The 17265-nt window shown below is 70.4% G+C and carries 15 protein-coding genes; 9 read left to right on the top strand and 6 right to left on the bottom strand.

What is annotated here, in order from left to right:
• Window positions 1–118 precede the first annotated feature (118 nt).
• Complete coding sequence (locus tag ACFV6V_RS26955; protein ID WP_385569845.1) at window positions 119–895, bottom strand: thioesterase II family protein; 777 nt, start codon at window positions 893–895, stop codon at window positions 119–121.
• A gap of 1 nt (window position 896) precedes the next feature.
• Window positions 897–1100, bottom strand: a complete 204-nt coding sequence (locus ACFV6V_RS26950; protein ID WP_385569843.1) for an MbtH family protein — start codon at window positions 1098–1100, stop codon at window positions 897–899.
• 314 nt (window positions 1101–1414) lie between these two features.
• On the opposite strand from ACFV6V_RS26950, the gene ACFV6V_RS26945 reads away from it, so the two are divergent.
• Window positions 1415–2518, top strand: coding sequence for a DUF6421 family protein (locus ACFV6V_RS26945; protein ID WP_385569840.1), 1104 nt, complete (start codon window positions 1415–1417; stop codon window positions 2516–2518).
• Window positions 2519–2597: 79 nt separating this feature from the next.
• Window positions 2598–3803, top strand: coding sequence for a cytochrome P450 (locus tag ACFV6V_RS26940; RefSeq protein ID WP_385569837.1), 1206 nt, complete (start codon window positions 2598–2600; stop codon window positions 3801–3803).
• Between the two features lie 47 nt (window positions 3804–3850).
• On the opposite strand, the gene ACFV6V_RS26935 is transcribed toward ACFV6V_RS26940, so the two are convergent.
• Window positions 3851–4960 (bottom strand): threonine synthase, encoded by a 1110-nt coding sequence (locus tag ACFV6V_RS26935; RefSeq protein WP_385569834.1) that lies wholly within the window; start codon window positions 4958–4960, stop codon window positions 3851–3853.
• Between the two features lie 404 nt (window positions 4961–5364).
• On the opposite strand from ACFV6V_RS26935, the gene ACFV6V_RS26930 reads away from it, so the two are divergent.
• The 6 genes from ACFV6V_RS26930 (at window position 5365) to ACFV6V_RS26905 (ending at window position 10896) form a co-directional block, all read left to right on the top strand.
• Window positions 5365–6117: a GntR family transcriptional regulator gene (locus tag ACFV6V_RS26930; RefSeq protein ID WP_385569832.1), complete on the top strand. Its 753-nt coding sequence runs from the start codon at window positions 5365–5367 to the stop codon at window positions 6115–6117.
• 205 nt (window positions 6118–6322) lie between these two features.
• Window positions 6323–6517 carry an SPOR domain-containing protein gene (locus tag ACFV6V_RS26925; protein ID WP_385569829.1) on the top strand — a complete coding sequence of 65 codons (195 nt, stop codon included), beginning with the start codon at window positions 6323–6325 and terminating at the stop codon, window positions 6515–6517.
• Between the two features lie 105 nt (window positions 6518–6622).
• Entirely contained in the window at window positions 6623–7048 is a 426-nt protein-coding gene (locus ACFV6V_RS26920) for a (deoxy)nucleoside triphosphate pyrophosphohydrolase (protein WP_385569827.1), read from the top strand.
• Window positions 7049–7199: 151 nt separating this feature from the next.
• A complete protein-coding gene (locus ACFV6V_RS26915; protein WP_385569824.1) occupies window positions 7200–7625 on the top strand; it encodes an ATP-binding protein in 426 nt (141 codons plus the stop codon).
• Between the two features lie 148 nt (window positions 7626–7773).
• Window positions 7774–10446 (top strand): SpoIIE family protein phosphatase, encoded by a 2673-nt coding sequence (locus ACFV6V_RS26910; RefSeq protein WP_385569822.1) that lies wholly within the window; start codon window positions 7774–7776, stop codon window positions 10444–10446.
• A gap of 108 nt (window positions 10447–10554) precedes the next feature.
• Complete coding sequence (locus ACFV6V_RS26905; RefSeq protein WP_385569891.1) at window positions 10555–10896, top strand: hypothetical protein; 342 nt, start codon at window positions 10555–10557, stop codon at window positions 10894–10896.
• A 543-nt stretch (window positions 10897–11439) separates the two neighbouring features.
• Here ACFV6V_RS26905 and ACFV6V_RS26900 read toward each other — a convergent pair.
• The 3 genes from ACFV6V_RS26900 to ACFV6V_RS26890 form a co-directional block, all read right to left on the bottom strand.
• Window positions 11440–12240: a maleylpyruvate isomerase family mycothiol-dependent enzyme gene (locus ACFV6V_RS26900; RefSeq protein WP_385569819.1), complete on the bottom strand. Its 801-nt coding sequence runs from the start codon at window positions 12238–12240 to the stop codon at window positions 11440–11442.
• 535 nt (window positions 12241–12775) lie between these two features.
• Window positions 12776–13486, bottom strand: coding sequence for a PspA/IM30 family protein (locus tag ACFV6V_RS26895; RefSeq protein WP_385569816.1), 711 nt, complete (start codon window positions 13484–13486; stop codon window positions 12776–12778).
• 74 nt (window positions 13487–13560) lie between these two features.
• Window positions 13561–15696: a TPM domain-containing protein gene (locus ACFV6V_RS26890; RefSeq protein ID WP_385569814.1), complete on the bottom strand. Its 2136-nt coding sequence runs from the start codon at window positions 15694–15696 to the stop codon at window positions 13561–13563.
• A 430-nt stretch (window positions 15697–16126) separates the two neighbouring features.
• On the opposite strand from ACFV6V_RS26890, the gene ACFV6V_RS26885 reads away from it, so the two are divergent.
• Window positions 16127–17149 carry a hypothetical protein gene (locus ACFV6V_RS26885; RefSeq protein ID WP_385569889.1) on the top strand — a complete coding sequence of 341 codons (1023 nt, stop codon included), beginning with the start codon at window positions 16127–16129 and terminating at the stop codon, window positions 17147–17149.
• Window positions 17150–17265 lie beyond the last annotated feature (116 nt).

Genomic DNA, 17265 nt, shown 5'->3' with positions numbered 1-17265 from the left:
GTGCCCCTCCCCCTGGGGGCGCCCGCCCCCGGGGGGCGGGGGGGTCACTTTGGGGTTGCCCGCGGGGGGGGGGGGGGGCCCCCCCCCGCGCCCCCCCCCCCCGCCCCCCGGGCGGGCGTCAGGACTGCCGGGCGGCCCGGAGGTCGCCCTCGACCGCCGCTGTGATCAAAGGGAGGGACTCCGCTTCGAAGAAGGCGTGTTCGCCGCTGGGCAGCAGCCGCAGCCTGAACCGGCCTGCGGTGTGCTGCTTCCAGCCGGCCACGGACTCCGGCGGCACGATCTCGTCGTACTCGCCGGTGAACGCGGAGACCGGGCAACGCAGCACGGTGTCGCGGGCTGTGGCCGTGTACCGCTCGACGAGCCGGCAGTCCGCCCGGTAGCTCGGCAGCATCAGCTCGGTGAACAGCGGGTCGGACAGCAGCGGACTGTCCTCTCGCACACGCGTCCGGTCCGCCAGGAACTCCGCGTCGCTGAGCCGGTCGTCGGGGACCTGGGGAGGGAGGAGCAGATGAGGGGCGGTCTCGGCGGAGACGAACAAGCCCAACGGCCCGGGAAGTCCCGGTTCCGTGCGCTCCAGATGCGCCGCCAGCTCCAGGGCGATCAGCGAACCCATGCTGTGCCCGAAGAACGCGAACGGCACATCCATCCGGCCGCGCAGCGCGTCGGCGAGCTGGACCACCAGTTCACCGAGATCCGCGACGGCGGGTTCGGCGAGGCGGCCCTCCCGTCCCGGCGTCTGCACGAGCACGGGCTCCACCCCGGGGCCGAAGCTGTCGGCCAGCTCCCGGTAACCGGAAGCCCCCTTACCTGCGTACGGAAAGAAGAACAGCCGAGTGGCCGATTCGTTCCCCGGGCGCTGGTAGTAAATCCATTTGTCCTTCGCGGCCTTCGCCATATTACTGAGCCTGCGCCTCCATCTCGCGGCGAAGGCTTAGCGGACGCATATCGGTCCATACCTCGGCTATGCGGGCGAGGCACTCGTCCTTCGTGCCGCTTGTGCCGTCCGAGCGCCAGCCCTCCGGTATCGCCTTGTCCAATGGCCAGATCGAATACTGCTCTTCGGTATTGAGGACCACGGTGAACCGACCCTGCTCGTCCATCTGTACCTCCAGGTGGGGCGTGAATTCAGCTCTCGCGGAGAGCTGATGTTGATCAAGAAGCTAACAGTGTCGGTATCGGGATGGCAAGGCCCTGAGGGGAGCGGAGGGTAGTTATCGTCACAACGGGGTTCCGGCCCCAATCTCATTGCAACTGATCAGCGGGTCGTTTAGGCTTGCAATCACTTCTTTATTTCCGCTCCTGCGTCAAGTGGTGGGGGCGACGTGGCAGCGGGCGAGGGGGCGGACCGCACACCTTGGCCTGCCCGGAATTGAACGCATCAATTTCCACTTGATGCGCACGGAGGGATGAATTCATGGAGCAGGTTTTCGCGGAGATTCAGGAGATCAGGCAGACCCTCCCGGAGCGTGCGATGTTCCGCGAGGAGGCGACCCTCAAGGAGCTGTCCAGGCGACTCGAGGTCAGCCCCTCGCTGCGTCGGCAGCCTGCGGTTCAGGCACTTCTGGAGGATGTCCGGTCGTTCAGGTCCGGTGATCGCCTGGAGGCCGTCAAGGAGCACATAAACACCCGGCGGGACAATCACATATTCTCGCTCTTCGATGCCTCCTACTTCCCGGCTCTCGGTCTGGACTATCTCACCTACGAGACACTGCCGACCGATCCCCACCTGGCAGAGCGTTATGCCAGTAACACCATGCCGGTGAATATCACGAAAGCCACCGACGGCTTCCGGTCGCGCGTGGTGGTGGCGCTCTTCCCGGAAAATCACATCGATGGAATCCAGCAGCCGGAAGATCTCATCTTCTATTTCATCGACAAGTTCGTGGAGAGGCATAACCGCATTACGCGGAAAATGATCGACGCGGTGATGGAGCCCGGCAGCTTCCCGCGGATCCAGGGAGCGTCCGACAAGACGGTGGAGCTGGCGTGCTCCTGGTGGGTGAGGCTCCACGAGTACCATCACCGGCACGGCGACATGCCCATCCCGGATTTTCTTTCGGCGAAGAAGATCAAGCCCCTGGCGGGCCTTGAGGAGCTGCGCGTCGATGTGTCCGGAATGCTCGTCTGCCTGCAGGACGAGAAGCTTCCGCGCGAAGAGGCGATGACGGCCTATGAGTTCATGCTCGCGGAGCGCCTCCTGCGTTACGCGGTAGAGGGGATTCCCCGCCCGAACTACGACGCGGTGGCCTCGCAGCTGCTCTTCAACTACCTCTCCGAGCACAACGGAATCCGCCTCGCCAACGGAAAGATCACCCTCCTGCCCGGGCTTCCGGGTGTGCTCGCGGGCTTCCTGAACGAGATCGAGCGCATCGAGAGCAGGATCCACACGGAACCCGTTGACGCGGTCAAGAAGGATCTCCTCGGATTCACCAACGCCTACACGGTCTACGACCCCGAGGCGCGCGACTACCAGCACATCCCCTACTTCGCGGAGATCAAGCAGCGACTCGGCGTGTGACCGGTGTGCAGGGCGGGAGGGGCGGTGCCGCCCCTGGCTCCGCCCCGTGGGAACAGACCTTTGAGCAGGAGTAGTTCACGTGAGTCACACAGCCGCCACCAGGTGTCCGTACGACAGCGGCGAAGGGGCGATGACCGACCCATGCCGTGATTACCTACGGCACCGCGACATCGAGCCCGTCCGCTGGGACGAGGATCTCGCGCTGTGGTTCGTCACCGGATTCCGCGAGGCGACCGAACTGCTGCGGCACCCCTCGCTCTCGTCCGCCTGGCCGGAGAGGGGAAGCACGCCGCTGCACGCCGCGGTCGGCGGCGGTGACGGCGCGCGCACCTCGGGGCTGGTGCGCAAATGGTTCATGTTTAACGACCATCCCAGCCATGGCAGGGCCCGGAAACTGGTCGCCCCGCTCTTCTCGGCCGAGCGGGTGGCCGAGCTGCGGCCCTTCGTCGAGGGTGTGGTCGACGAACTCATGGCCGCGCACCGGGAATCCATCGACGTCATGGCGGATCTCGCGGTGCCCCTTTCCGGACGGGTCATCTGCCACATCCTCGGCCTGCCCCCGCGCGTCGCTCCGCATCTGGAGGCCTGGGCGCAGGACGTCGCAGCCTTCCTGATCGCGGACTACCTGCCCGACGTGGTCACCAGGGGGCACAGCGCACTCGAGGACATGACCGTGGTCATCGACCAGGTGCTCGCGGGCGAACCGCCCGTGGGCACCGGGCTGCATCTGCTTCGTGACGCCCACCGCAAGGGCGAGATCGAACTCCAGGACGTCTGGGCCACGGCGACGTTCCTCATCTACGCGGGTTTCGAGACCACATCGACGTTCATCGGCAAGGCCGTACGCTCGATCCTGCACACCGAATCCTGGGAACGCCTGAGCGGTGACGGTGCCGACCGCGCGATCGAGGAGTTGCTGCGCTTCGACACTTCGGTCCAGCAGGTCGCCAGGGTGGCCACGGACACGGTCGAGGTGGCAGGCCGGAAGATCGCGGCCGGCGACCTGGTCCTGATCATGCTCGGCACGGCCAACCGTGACGCGGAGGCCTTCAGCCAGCCCGACCGCCTCGACGACCGGCGGGAGATCAGACGGCATCTCGGCTTCGGATACGGAGCGCACTACTGCCTCGGAGCCGGTCTCGCCCGGCTCGAAACCCAGATCGCTCTAAACGCCCTGTTCGCCAAGTGGTCCACCCTCCGCTTCGCGGAGCCGCCGAGGACGCGCTCGCACTACGGGGTCACGGTCCTTGAGCACCTCGTGGTGGAGGCAGCCCCTGGCGCCTGAACGCACAGGGGGGTACTTCCGGGGGCCCGGCCGTATGACCGACCCGTCTACGTCGCCGCCGCGAGCCCCGACTTCAGCCCCGCCCCGCACAGCGGCAGCACCGCGGTCCGGTCGCCCAGGTCGCGGGTGCCGGCCGCGGCCCAGGATGCCGCCCCGGTGGACTCGACGTAGAGGCCGCGGGCGGCGAGGTCCCGCTGAGCGGCGCGGATCTGGTCCTCCGTCACCGTGAGGAAGCTGCCGCCCGTGGCGCGTACCGCGGTGAGGATCTGGCGGGCCCGGGGCGGGTTCGGGATCGCGATGCCCTCGGCGAGGGTGCGGGTCGTGAAGGACGGGGCCACGATGTCGTCCGCTCCCGCGCGGAAGGCGAAGGCCAGGGGGGCGACCGCCGCGGCCTGGACGGCGAGCAGGGCGGGCTTCCGGGTGATCAGGCCCTGGGCGTGCAACTCGTCGATCGCGAGCGCCGCGCCGAGCAGGAGGGTCCCGTTTCCGACCGGCAGTACGAGGGCTTCGGGCAGCCGGCCGCCGAGGTCCTCCCAGATCTCGTACACATAGGTCTTGGTGCCGTGCAGGAAGTACGGGTTGAACACATGCGAGGCGTAGAAGACGCCCTCGTCCCCGGCGACCGAGCGGGCCGCCTGTGCCGCGGCCTCGCGGTCTCCGGGGACGAGTTCCACGCGCGCCCCATGGGCTCCGATCTGCTCGAGCTTCTTGGGGGAGGTGCCGGCGGGCACGTAGACGGTGCAGTCGAGACCGGCGCGGGCGCAGTACGCCGCGATCGACGTGCCCGCGTTTCCGCTGCTGTCGGCGATCACGCGGCGGGGCTTCAGCCGCCGTGCCAGCTCGGCGAGCATCACCGCGCCGCGGTCCTTGAAGGACAGGGTCGGCATCAGGAAGTCGAGCTTGGCCGTGACGGTGTCCGTGAGTGGAACCAGCGGGGTGCGGCCCTCGCCCAGGGAGACCGCGGCGCTTGCCGGGGCGGGCAGCGGCAGGGCCTCCTCGTACCGCCAGAGTGAGTTGACGCGGCGCGGCAGTGAGTCGCGGGGTACGGGGGATGCCCGGAAGCCGAGGTCCCATGGGCCATGGCACCGCGGACAGCACCAGGCTGCCGTTTCCACCGGGGACCGGACCTCGCACATCGGGCACTGGTACTCCGTCATGTGATCCACCATGGCACTTGTGTGCCGCGCCCGGCCGGGATCCCACGGTGGAATCGTCCGTCACCGTCAGCAGGGCCTTGGGCAACGCCCCCGACGGTGAACGCCTTGTCCGAGGTCGCGAACGAAGCAGGGAGGCTGTGCGGGAGCGACAACGCGAGCGACGACACCGGGAAGATCGACTCCTGGGGTCGCCAGTTCTGATCAGGTTCTGACATAACAGCAAGGGGTGGTCGCTTCGGGCGACCACCTCTTCTGTCGTCGGGCCGGGCGTCACGCGGCCTACCTCCGGTAAGGCGTTGGCTGAAGAGGCGCCATTGCGACTGGTGATGCTCTGGCCCATGCTTGCGGGGGCCAACCGAAGGTTGCCACGCTGTCGCTGTCTGTCAACCCGTTGGGAGTGGCCAGTGGCATTCGGTGAGCAGCCCGCCTATTTGCGTGTTGCGAGCGATCTCCGACGGAAGATCGCCAATGGTTCACTGCCGCCGCGCACCCGGCTTCCCTCGCAGGCCCGTATCCGCGAGGAGTACGGGGTGTCGGACACCGTGGCGCTCGAAGCGCGCAAGGTGCTGATGGCCGAGGGGCTCGTCGAGGGCCGCTCCGGGTCGGGCACCTATGTGCGCGAGCGGCCGGTGCCCCGCCGGATCGCCCGTTCCGGTTTCCGGCTGACGTCCGGCGGCAGCCCGTTTCGCCAGGAACAGGCGGTGGACGGCGCCCGGGGTACCTGGGAGTCCCGCAGTGAGCAGGTGGACGCCGGTGCCGCCGTCGCCGCCCGGCTGGGGATCGGTGCGGACGAGCGGGTGATGCGTACCCGCTATGTGTTCCGGGAGGCGGGCGAGGCGATGATGCTGTCCACCTCCTGGGAGCCGCTCGCCATCACCGGCCGGACGCCCGTGATGCTGCCCGAGGAAGGGCCGCTCGGCGGCTGCGGTGTCGTCGAGCGGATGGGAGCCATCGACGTCGTCGTGGACAACGTGGCGGAAGAGGTCGGCGCGCGTCCGGGACTCGCGGAGGAGCTCCAGGCGCTCGGCGGGGTTCCGGGCCATGTGGTCATGGTCATCCAAAGGACCTACTACGCGTCGGGCCGGGCGGTGGAGACGGCGGATGTCGTCATCCCGGCCGATCGCTACCGGATCTCGTACCACCTTCCCGTGCGGTAAGCCGCCACGGGGCCTGAAAGCGCCCTGTGAGGGGCGCGCTCGGCCATGTACGCTCCCTCTCCCCATCCCGCCTCTGGCTGGATACGTATCTCTTTGTGAGAACGCGTAACCGCTGAGTAAATGTCAGGCGTAAGCTCGGGCATATGCAGAGTGCGGTTTCCTGGGGACTGTTGAAGATGCGCAGGCAGGCGACGGGAGGGTCGCGATGAGCGAAGACAGCGCGGTGCTTCCCTGGCTGGTGATCCGTCAGGACGACAACGGCAACCGCTATCGCGTCGGCAGGTACGCCACCGAGGTCGAAGCGCGGAAGATCGCCGACAGCCTCGACGCTCGCGGCCACCGGCAGCTCTACTGGGTGGAGCGCTTCGGGCCGGCGACGCCGGCCCCCGATCTGGCCTAGCCCCGTACCCCCTCGCCCCGCCCTCGTATCCGGCACGACGGCCGGCAGGGGCGCCCCCTCGTACACGGCACGGTCGTGGCGCCGTGGCGCGTTACGCTCCCGCGCATGACGGATCGTGTGACAGCCCGGGTCGTGGTGGCCGGAGCGGTGTACGAGCAGGGACGGTTGCTCGCCGCGCGCCGGAGTGCGCCGCCCGAGCTGGCCGGCCGCTGGGAACTGCCCGGCGGCAAGCTGGAGCCGGGCGAGACCCCCGAGCAGGCGCTGGTGCGCGAGCTGCGCGAGGAGCTCGGTGTCGACGCGCAGCCGCTGGAGCGGGTCCCCGGTGAATGGCCGCTCGGCCCGGGCTATGTGCTGCAGGTGTGGACGGCCCGGTTGCTGCGGGGCGAGCCCGAACCGCTGGAGGACCACGACGAGCTGCGCTGGCTCGCCCCCGACGAGCTGGACACCGTGGACTGGCTGCCCCAGGACCGTCCGGCGGTCGACGCCGCGGCGCGGTGCGTGCCAGGGCGCCCCCCGGGGTCTCCGGGGTGAGGCTTCTCCCTTGTACTGCCCTGCCCGGACCGTGTCCGCCATTCGCGTCACCGTAGGGGTTCCGCAGCGGTAGTTGTCCTGAATATCGGGTATGGGGTGAATGACGCTCCGGAATCAGACGTGGTCCAGTCACCACGATCGGCCGTGGGAAGTGATCGGTGTGAGCGACACCCTTGGCGACATCGCCGAGTGGACCTTCCCTGGCGCGCCCGATGCCGTCCGCGCCGCACGCCACGCCGTCCGGGACGCGCTGCGCGACTGGGGTCTGGACGGCCTCGGCGATGTGACCGAGCTGCTGGTCAGCGAGCTGGTGACCAATTCGCTGCGGTACGCCTCCGGCCCGATCGGCGTACGTCTGGTCCGGCTGAGTGTGGACGGTGACACCCCGCCGACCCGTTCCGCGCTCCTCGTGGAGGTCAGCGACCCCCTCCCCGATCCACCCCTGGAGCGCCCGGCCGGCCCTGAGGACGAAGGCGGACGCGGACTCCAGCTGGTGGCCTGCACCGCCAGGCGGTGGGGCACACGTCACGGCAGGACGGGCAAGACGGTGTGGTTCGAGCTGCCTCTGCCTGGTTAGAAGTCTGATGGGACGTCGATCATCGCGTTCTCGGCTCAAAATGAACGAGACCGCTCTGTGATCGTGAACGCCGTGCCGCCGGAGGCCGTAGTGCTGAATACTGCCAGGCATGGCCGGTCCGGTGCGGTGAGCTGGAGGGGACGGTCGCGTGAGCGAGATACCTGAGACGGCGAGCGGCGTGGTGTGGCAGAGCAGTCCGCCCGGCTCGATCTACGACTACATCAAGGTGGCATCGTTCTCGATCGGCCCTGACGGGCTGGTCGACCAGTGGAGCCGTCGTGCCACCGAGCAGTTCGGTATCGAACCCGCGGAAGTCATGGGCAAGGACCCGATCGAGGTCTTCATGCCTGCCGAGCTGCGCCCCCGTGGCCACCGCAAGATGGCCGAGATCCTCGACGGCAGGGAGTGGACCGGCCTCGTCCCCTTCCGTATGCCGGACGAGGACCACGCCCACGGTCTTGCCGAGGTCTACGTCATGCCGAGCGAGACCGAGGGCGGTCGGCGTGCCGCGCTCTGTATCGTGGTCGATGTCCGCGCGCTGCGCGGCATAGAGACCGATCTCGCCGCATCGCAGGCCATTTTTGGCCAATCTCCTTTTGGCTTCCTCCTGTTCGGCCCCGACCTCACCGTCGTGCGTGCCAACCAGCGTTTCGCGAAGGTGTTCGGCGGTGCGGTGTCGGAGCACCGCGGGCGCACCGTCCACGACTATCTCTCCCGGCCCGAGGCGGAGCGGATGACCGCCGCGCTCAAGCGGGTCCTGGACACCGGGGAGTCCGTCACCGACCTCCAGATCGTCGGCAGCGTGCCCGACAGCATCGATCGCCGCCACTGGGCGGTGAACCTCTACCGGGTGCACAGCGGCACGGGACGCCCCATCGGCGTCGCCGGACTCGGAATCGACGTCACGCGCCGCCACGTAGCCGCCCGCGAGGCCGCCAGCGCCCGGCGCAACCTCGCCATCCTCAACGAGGCGAGCGCCCGGATCGGCAACTCACTCGACCTGGAGACCACGGCCCGCGAACTGCTCGACGTCGCCGTGCCCGGGTTCTGCGACCTCGCGTCCGTGGACCTCTACCAGGGGCTGCTCTCCGGGGACGAGGCCCCGCCGGGACACTGGGGCTCCAGCCGCCCGGAGGGCTACGGTGGTGCCAGCGCCGAACTGCGCCGGGTGGCCTTCGCCAGCGCGGTCGCCGGCGCCCTCCCGTCCGACGGCCTAGACGGCCCGGAGTCCCCGGACAGCCCTGCCACGGGTACGCCGGCGTGGCCGCGCGTCGGGGCCGTCCACCACTTCCCGTTCAGCACGCCGTCGGCCGTCGCCCTGCGCACCGCCCGCGTACAGACCATCCCCGGCGAGGACCGCAGCCTCGTCCAGTCGACCCTCGCCGTGCCGATGGTCGCGCACGACGCGGTCATCGGCCTGGTGCAGTTCTCCCGGGCCAAGGGCAGCGAGCCCTTCGGCGAACGGGACCGCGCCCTCGCGGTCGAACTCGCCGCGCGCGCCGCCGTCTGCATGGACAACGCCCGGCTCTACCGCCGCGAGCACGAACGCGCCCTGATCCTCCAGCGGAGCCTGCTGCCCCCGGGTGACCCCGAGGCCGCCGGGCTCGACATCGCCTGCCGCTATCTGCCCGGCAACACCGCGACCGAGGTGGGCGGCGACTGGTTCGACGTCATCGAACTCCCCGGGCACCGCACCGCCCTGGTCGTCGGCGACGTGATGGGCCGCGGACTGCGTGCCGCCGTCGCCATGGGTGAACTGCGCACTGCCGTACGGACCCTGGCGCTGCTCGACCTGGAGCCCGCCGAGGTGCTCTCCGCGCTGGACGAGATCGCCCGCGGGCTCGGCAGCCCCAGCGGTGCCCAGCAGGCATCCCGCGTGGCCCACAAGTCCCGTGACCCGGAGCTCTCCGAGGTCTATCTGGCGACCTGCGTCTACGCCGTGTACGACCCGGTGACCAGGCGCTGCACCTTCGCCAACGCCGGGCACCTGCCGCCCATCCTGCTCGAACCGGGCGAAGAGGCCCTGCTGCTCGACGTGCCGCCGGGCATGCCGCTCGGAGTGGGCGGCGAGCCCTTCGAGGAGGTCCAGGTCGAGCTCCCGGAAGGCAGCCTCCTCGCGCTGTACACGGACGGTCTGGTCGAGTCCCGGGACCATCCACTCGACGAGGGCCTCAGCGCCTTCCGGGCGGCGCTCACCGATCCGTCCCGCCCGTCGGCGCGCCGCGCGCTCCCGCTGCAGGCGGGCTCGGTGAGCCCGGGACGCCAGGGAGGCACGGTGAGCCCCGGAGCGGGCGCCCGTTCGCTCGAGGACATCTGCGACCACGTCCTGAACACCCTCGACACGCACCACGGCGAGGACGACATCGCCCTTCTCATGGCCCGGATCCAGGGGATGCCGACCGAGGCCGTGGGCGACTGGCAGCTGCCTCGCGAACCCCGTTCGGTGGGTCGTGCCCGTGAGCTTGCCAGGACCCAGCTGGTCGCCTGGGAGCTCGAGCCGCTCGTGGACACCGTGGAGCTGCTCGTGAGCGAGCTGGTCACCAACGCCCTGCGCTACGGGGAGGGCGAGATCCGGCTGCGGCTGCTGCGCGACCGCACCCTCGTCTGCGAGGTCTGGGACGCAGGCCTCGTACAGCCCCGGCGCAGGCGCGCGCGGGACACCGACGAGGGCGGACGGGGGCTCCAGCTCGTGGGGCTCCTGAGCGCGGCCTGGGGCTCCCGCCGCACCCCGCGCGGCAAGACGGTGTGGTTCGAACTGGCCCTGCCGGACGGTGACTCGGCGGCCGAGCCCAGCGTGGAGCAGCTGCTCAGCATGTTCTGAGTTGTTGTCTTTCCGGGCTTGAGGACTGCGTTCTCGCTGGTCAGGCATAGGGTCGGCGGTCTCGTGGCAGTGGTGACGTGTCGTGTCGTTGCTTGGTGGAGGTCGAGGATGCCGTCGGTCGTGGGACTGCTGGAACAGCGTGAGCTCACCGCTCGCCGTCGTGTCGACGATCTGCGGGAGGAGGCCGACCGCCTCCAGGCGGAGCTGGCCGTGGCTCAGCGGGAGTGGAACGAGTGGATCATCGCCCGCTCAGTTGGCGAGGTGCTGGCCCCGGGCAACGACGCCGTCGTCGGCCCCGCCGCCTCCGAGGGTCTGCCGGCTCCCGATGTGCAGCCGGCGCGGCCCGAACCGGCGGAGGTTGCGCCAGCGCCGGAAGAACGCGTAGACCCGGTCCCACGGCACGAAGTGGCAGGCATGGCCCGCCACTTCGTGCCGTTGTCGACCAGGTAGCGCATCGCGTCCAGCATCGCGCGGTGGCAATAGGCCTCCGGTTGCCCGCCCCGGCCCCGCAGCCAGCCGGCACCGGCAGCGGTGGCCGGACCACCGCCCACTCGGCGTCCGACATGTCGGTGGGATACCGACGCTCGCGCGCCCGTGGTCTCTGGCGTTCCCGAAATTGTGAGCCAGACAGTCACACGCGAGAGTGGCTGAAGCGGACCCCACTCCCGCGTTGCCGTAGAAATACGACAACAGGGCCTCCTGGACCGCACGTTGGATTCGACACCCTTCGAGCTACCAAGAGGCCCTGCTCTCATGCACGGCATCCGCCTCAGTCACCCGATCGACTGACTTCTCGACGAGATCGGGACGACGGCAGTCGCGTCGCTTCTCGTGATCGCTGGGACGGACGAATTCGCACCATCCAGGTAGACGGTCGGCTTGGTGACGCCCCGAGGCCGCCTCGCGGGTTTGAGCCCGGTGCCGCGACTGACGAACCTGGCGAAGGGTCGTGTCCTATCGGCTCGAGGCGCGGCCAACCGCCCCCGCTACGTCCTACTTCTCCTCCGGCTCCCAGGCGCGGAGCAGGTCGAGCAGCCCCGCGTCTCCGTCAACGTGCAAGGAGTCGGCCTGGATCCGGTCGTATAGATAGAGGACCAGCTCACTGGCCGTTCCGTGGACGGAGGCGCCGGCTGCGTCCAAGTCTTCGCCGGTCGCGGCGGTGGGAGCGGGGATGCGGGTGATGCGTGCGCCGTCGCCGTCGACGGTGAGGCGCCAGGAGCGGCCCTCGGCGGCGTGGAAGTCGAAGGCCGTGGGCTTGTGCGGCCAGGCACTCGGCGTTGCGCAGACGGTGAACAGGAACTCCTCCACACCGTCGAGTGCCAGCTCGACCGGCAGCGGCTGAGGGGAGCCCCCGGCGAGCTGGGCGTCGTAGGTGTGCACCGCGGTCTCCTGGACCCGGTGCCGGGCGGTGCCGCCGGCGGTCTGCGGTGACTGCGACGCGGGCCACCACGTCCAGCAACCGCTCTCCGGTCCCGCCGCGCGCAGGGCGCCCAGCAGAAGCTGCGTCGACGCGTCCAGCCAGGCCAGCAGGGCCTCACGCTCCTGCGGCACTTCCAGCGCGGCGCGCGCGGCGACGGCCTCGGCCGGGGGAGCGTCGGCAGACCCCGCGCCGACGATGGCGGCCCAGAAACGGTCTCCCCCACCCAGGTGCTTCACCAGATCGAACAGCGTCCACCCGGGGCAGGTCGGCACCTGCGCGTCGAGACCGGGCGCGGCGGCGACCACGGCGCGGAAGGCGGTCGAGCGCTCATCGATCAGTCGCAACAGGTCAGGGAACTCAAGATTCTTTTCCACGCCGGGTGTCTATCACCATGCTCCGGTGATCGGACAGCGATTTTCACAGTCGCCGCCGGTTGGCCATTGCAGACGTCCTCGCCTCCCACCGCTCGGGTGACAAGCTGCGCACTGCTGCGAGGACGCTGGTGGTGGCGGTACGCCAGGCGTCGTGCCTGTGAGTGCTCTGGCCTCGCCGTGCGGCCGGGCACCTCGGCGACGTGACATCCACCCGGTGCGCGCGGTCACGCTGCCGCTCGATGTGATGGACGCGGAGGCCACGATGGCGGGGGAAGACCGGTCGGGTCGGGAGTTCAGGTGACTCCCGTTCGACCAGCACTCCTCAAGTCGGAACAACAACAGCCACTGAGACCTGAGGACCGGACTGCCGGCTACCCGGCCCTGTCCGGCGGTCCTCTCGGGCCGGGCGATCTCCCTCGGCGTCCGGCCGGGGCGATCGCACCGCCCGGCGAGACTCCCTCAGCCCGGAGGGCATGGGGTTCCTCCGTCGCTGCCGATGCCGCGGGCCGGCCCTCAAGGACCGCCCGGCCAGGGCCTACGCCGCCTTGAGGGCCGCCAGCCGTGCCTCGATCTCCGCGCCGTCGCCCAGGGCGTCCAGCTGCTCGAACTGCGCGTCCAGCGACGAGGCGGCCAGCTCCTGCTTGCCCACGGCCTTGGCCTCCTCCCGGCGCACCTTGTCCTCGAACCGGCTGAGCTCGCTCGTCGGATCCAGCACGTCGATGTTCTTGACCGCGTCCATCATCTGGTTCTGCGCCTGGGCGGACTTGGACCTGGCCACGAGCTCGTCCCGTTTCGCCTTGAGCTCACCGAGCTTGGCCCGCATCTGGCTGAGCCCCTCCTTGAGCTTGTCCACGACTTCCGTCTGCGCGGCGATCGTGGGCTCCGCCGTCCTCGCCTCCCGCTCGGACTGCAACTGCCGCTGCAACGCGACCTTCGCGAGGTTGTCGAAGGTGTCCGCCTCCGCGCCCTGCCCCGACGTCCTCAGCTCATCGGCCTTCCTGCTCGCCGCAAGCGCTTTCCCGCCCCACTCCCCGGCCGCTTCCACGTCCTCCCGGTGGTCCTGTTCCATCAACCGCAGATTGCCGATGGTGCTCGCGACGGCCTGCTCGGCCTCGGCGATGTTGTTGGTGTAGTCCCGGATCAGCTGGTCGAGCATCTTCTGCGGGTCCTCGGCCTGATCCAGGAGTGCGTTGATGTTGGCCTTCGCCAGCTGGCCGACCCGGCCGAGGATGGTCTGCTTGGTCATGGCGCCTCTCCTTGTGCGGAATCCCTCGTGCGGGATGTGGTTCCTTGGTTCCTTCGCTCCTGTGCGGAACGGGATCAGAAGCGGCCACCGCCCCCCATCCGGCCGCGTGTGCCGCCCCCGCCGAAACTCCCGGGCCGCCCGCCGAAGCCGCCACTGCCCGGTCCTCCGCCGAAGCCCCCGCCGAACCCGCCTCCGCCACGGTGCCCGCCACCGCCGAACAGCCCGCCCAGGATGATCCCGCCGAGCACGGCCCCGCTGAGCCCGCCCCCGCCTGCTCGTCCACCGCCTCCGCCAGGCCCGCCGGACCCGAAGGGGCTTCCATAGGACCGCACATCCTGCTCGGCGAGACTCTGCGCCTGCCGGGCGAGCGCGTCCGCCTGCTGGGCCTCGGTCAGCGCGCCCTGGGGGTCCACGTCCGCGAGCTCGTCCGCCCGCTCCAGCCGGCGGTGCGCCTCCGTGAGCCGGGTGCGGGCCTGGGCGCCCACGGCCCCGCGGTGCGTGGTGATGAAGTCCGTGGCCGCGGTGACCGCCGAACGGGCGGTGAGCGTCGCCTGTTCGAGCAGGGCTCCGGCCCGGCGTACCGCCTGCTCGCGTTCCCGCGCGCCCGCCAGTGCCTCGTCCAGCATGGCGTCCGCCTCCTCCACCCGGCGCAGTGCGTCGATCGGGTCGTACGGGCCGGTGTCCACCGCCTGCCGCACCTCGGCGACGACCGATTCCGCGCGGGCGATACGTCCCTGGAGATCGGCCGTCGACATGCCCGCCACCGTCCCCTCCAGCAGGCCCCGTGCGTCGGCCAGGTCCGCGTCCGTCTCGCTGAGCGCGCCCGGGAGCTTGCCCGCCGCCTCCGCCAGGTCCTGGGCGCGCCGGTCGACCGCGTCGATGAGCCGGGTGGCCTGGTCGACCGCGCCCTCGGCCGCCCTGATCCGGACGGCCGCCGCGGCGTTGTCGCCCCCGTCCAGGGCGCTGCGCGCCCCGTCGAGTGTGGTCGAGGCGAACAGCAGCCGCTGCCTGGCCTGTTCGACGTCCACGCTCACGGGGGCGGACGCGGACTCGGCGTAGCGCCGGCGCATCACGTTCAGTGTGGCCTCGGCGGTGTCCGCTCGGCCGGTGAGCTCGCGGTAGGCCGTATCGGCCGCGGCGAGGGCGTGTGGCGCGTTCTCCTCGAGGGCGCGCAGCCGGTCGAAGCCCTCGGTCTCCGCGTCCAGCCTCCGGTTGGCCTCCGCACAGCGGGAGATGATCTCGTCCAGCATCTGACGCCGGGTCGCGTCGTCCTCCGGATAGGCGTCGTCAAGCGCCTGCCGCAGCCGGAACGCGGCGGTCAGCTCGCCCTGGGCGTATTTCAGCGCCTCGGTGAAGGGCTTGGTGGCCTCCTCGCCGAACTGCGCGGTGGCGAACCCCAGTTCCTCCCGACTCGTGCGGATCGCGTCGTCCGTCTCGACGAGGGTCTGTTTGGCCTGGGCGTCGAGCTCCGGCAGCCCGGGCAGTGGAGCGGCCTGCTCCGCGCCGGGCTCCTCCCGGCCCCAGCCCTGCTCGCGCACCGCGCCACCGGGTGTGGTGCGCTCCGCGGCCCGGCGCCTGCGGCGGGTGTAGGTGTACACGGCGAGCGCACTCGCCCCGCCGACCACGGCGATCGGCACGATCAGGTCCGTGCCGGACGCTCCTTGCTGCTCGCCGCCGCCGGGGTCGGCGACCCCGGGAGTGACGGAGGGGGTGGGCACGGGCTGTCCGGACAGCACGGCGGTGTAGCCGTTCGCCGCCCCGATCGCGGCACCCGCCCAGTCGTTCTGCCGCAGCGCCGGTTCGATCGCCGTACGAGCCACGTCGTCGAGCTGGTCCTGGGTCAGAGGTGCGTCGGGGTCAGCGGAGTAGGCGTACTGCCGGTCGCGCGTGGCGACCGCGAGCAGGATGTCGTCGCGGCCCAGCCCGTTCTTCGTCGCGGTCTCGTCGGCCCAGGTCTGGGCGGGTCGGCCGGAGAAGTCATGCACGTACACGACGAACAGCTGGACCTGGTGGGCGTCGTAGAGCCGGTCCAGGGCCGCCGCCACCTGCCCGTCCAGATCGCCGAGCGCGTCCACGGGATCGGTGATCTGGCCCTGTCCCGACAGCCGCACCGGGTCCTCGGCGCGTGCGTCGCCGTGAGCGGCGGGCACGATGAGCCACCACGCCGCCACCAGCAGGGCGAGCAGCGCCCGGGTGGCTATTCGTGTCACGTTTCGGAGGTTATGTCCGCTCCGGGGGGTGCGCGACCGGAGACCGGGCGGAGCCGACACCCGTGAGACCCGTTCGCACGCCTCGCACCCGACCGGCCGTACGGGGAGAAGACACGGATGACGTGGGCGGGAGCGCGCGAGTGGGTCACCGCGCCGCGCGAGCGCGACGAGGCGCGGACGGTCATCGGTGGCGTCGGGCACGGTTCTGTGCTGTCGGCGGAGAGCTGCGCCGTCTGACGGAGCCCGGGGTCGCCCACGGGTATCGGGTCTCTCGCGTGACGGGCAAGCAGTGCACGCTGCGTGACCGTCACTGTCAGTGGCGGGACCTAGGGTGGTGATCGTACGCACCACGCTGCACACAGCATTGCTGACGGGGGTTCTGTTGAAGGCACGACTGACGAAGGCACGACTACGCGCCCTGCCGAGCCGTGTGCGCTCGTCGCTCGGGAGTCCACGGCTGAGGTGGCCGCGGCGGATCACGCTCGCGCTCGCCCTGCTCCTGGTCGTGCCCGCCTCGACGGGGGCCGTGGCTCTGCGGCTCAACTACGCGGGGGAGTACGGGAAGGGCACCACGACCCGCGGCAAGGACGCCGTCTGGCTCGGCCACGCCTGGGTGGACGGCCGACGGAAGGACGCCGACCTCGCCGCCTTCGCCGCGCGGATACGGGGCACGGGGATACGGGACCTGTATGTGCACGCGGGACCGCTGGAGCATGACGGGACGCTGCCCGCGGAGCGCTATGTGCGGGCACGGTGGCTGATCGACGGCGTGCACCGCGCGATACCGGGAGTGCGGGTGCAGGCCTGGCTCGGGGACAAGCTGGCCGGCGAGTCGCCGGACGGGCTGAGGCTGTCCGACGGGGGGAGCCGTGCGGCGGTGGTGCGGTCCGCGGAGCAGGTGCTGGACGCCGGGTTCGACGGGGTGCACTTCGATCTGGAGCCCCTGCACTCGGGCGACCGTGACTATCTGTCACTGCTGGACGATCTTCGGCGGCTCACGGCGCAGCGCCGGGTCCCGCTCTCGGTGGCCGCCCACCAGATAGACCCGCTGCCGGCCGCCCACGCGGTCAACAGCGCGCTCACCGGGCGGGGCAAGTGGTGGTCCCAGGAGTTCTTCGGCGAGGTGGCGCGCCGCGTGGACCAGATAGCGGTGATGTCGTACGACACATGGATGCCGCTGGAGAGCCTGTACGGCGGCTATGTCGCCCAGCAGACCTCGCTGGCCCTGGAAGTCGCCCCCGACGACACCGACGTGCTCATGGGGCTGCCGTTCTTCCACGAGGACGACATCGGGCACTGGGAGAACGCCGAGACGGTGTCCGCGGCGATCCGGGGCGCCCGGCTCGGCCTCGGGCGCACGGACCCGGGCCGGAAGCGGTTCGGTGTGGCGCTGTACGTCGACTTCGCGGCGCAGGAGGGGGACTGGGCGGCCTACCGCGAGGGCTGGCACTGACCGCGCCAGGGCTGGGCACCGGGCTTCCGGCGGCCGTCCTGTGACGGCCGCCGGCAGCCCGGCGCGCCCCGTAACATCCTCCGCCGCCCGCTACAGCACCCCCCCCCCCCCACCCG

Origin of the sequence: Streptomyces sp. NPDC059828 (genome assembly GCF_042731955.1) — a bacterium.
Lineage (GTDB): Bacteria > Actinomycetota > Actinomycetes > Streptomycetales > Streptomycetaceae > Streptomyces.
The sequence above is the reverse complement of the archived record's forward strand: the minus strand, read 5'-3'. Positions and strand labels throughout refer to the sequence as shown.

What these genes read in the sequence shown, in the direction of transcription:
- ACFV6V_RS26955 (WP_385569845.1), bottom strand. Translation starts at nt 895, where the DNA reads ATGGCGAAGGCCGCGAAGGACAAATGGATTTACTACCAGCGCCCGGGG.
- ACFV6V_RS26950 (WP_385569843.1), bottom strand. Translation starts at nt 1,100, where the DNA reads ATGGACGAGCAGGGTCGGTTCACCGTGGTCCTCAATACCGAAGAGCAG.
- ACFV6V_RS26945 (WP_385569840.1), top strand. Translation starts at nt 1,415, where the DNA reads ATGGAGCAGGTTTTCGCGGAGATTCAGGAGATCAGGCAGACCCTCCCG.
- ACFV6V_RS26935 (WP_385569834.1), bottom strand. Translation starts at nt 4,960, where the DNA reads ATGACGGAGTACCAGTGCCCGATGTGCGAGGTCCGGTCCCCGGTGGAA.
- ACFV6V_RS26925 (WP_385569829.1), top strand. Translation starts at nt 6,323, where the DNA reads ATGAGCGAAGACAGCGCGGTGCTTCCCTGGCTGGTGATCCGTCAGGAC.
- ACFV6V_RS26920 (WP_385569827.1), top strand. Translation starts at nt 6,623, where the DNA reads ATGACGGATCGTGTGACAGCCCGGGTCGTGGTGGCCGGAGCGGTGTAC.
- ACFV6V_RS26905 (WP_385569891.1), top strand. Translation starts at nt 10,555, where the DNA reads ATGCCGTCGGTCGTGGGACTGCTGGAACAGCGTGAGCTCACCGCTCGC.
- ACFV6V_RS26895 (WP_385569816.1), bottom strand. Translation starts at nt 13,486, where the DNA reads ATGACCAAGCAGACCATCCTCGGCCGGGTCGGCCAGCTGGCGAAGGCC.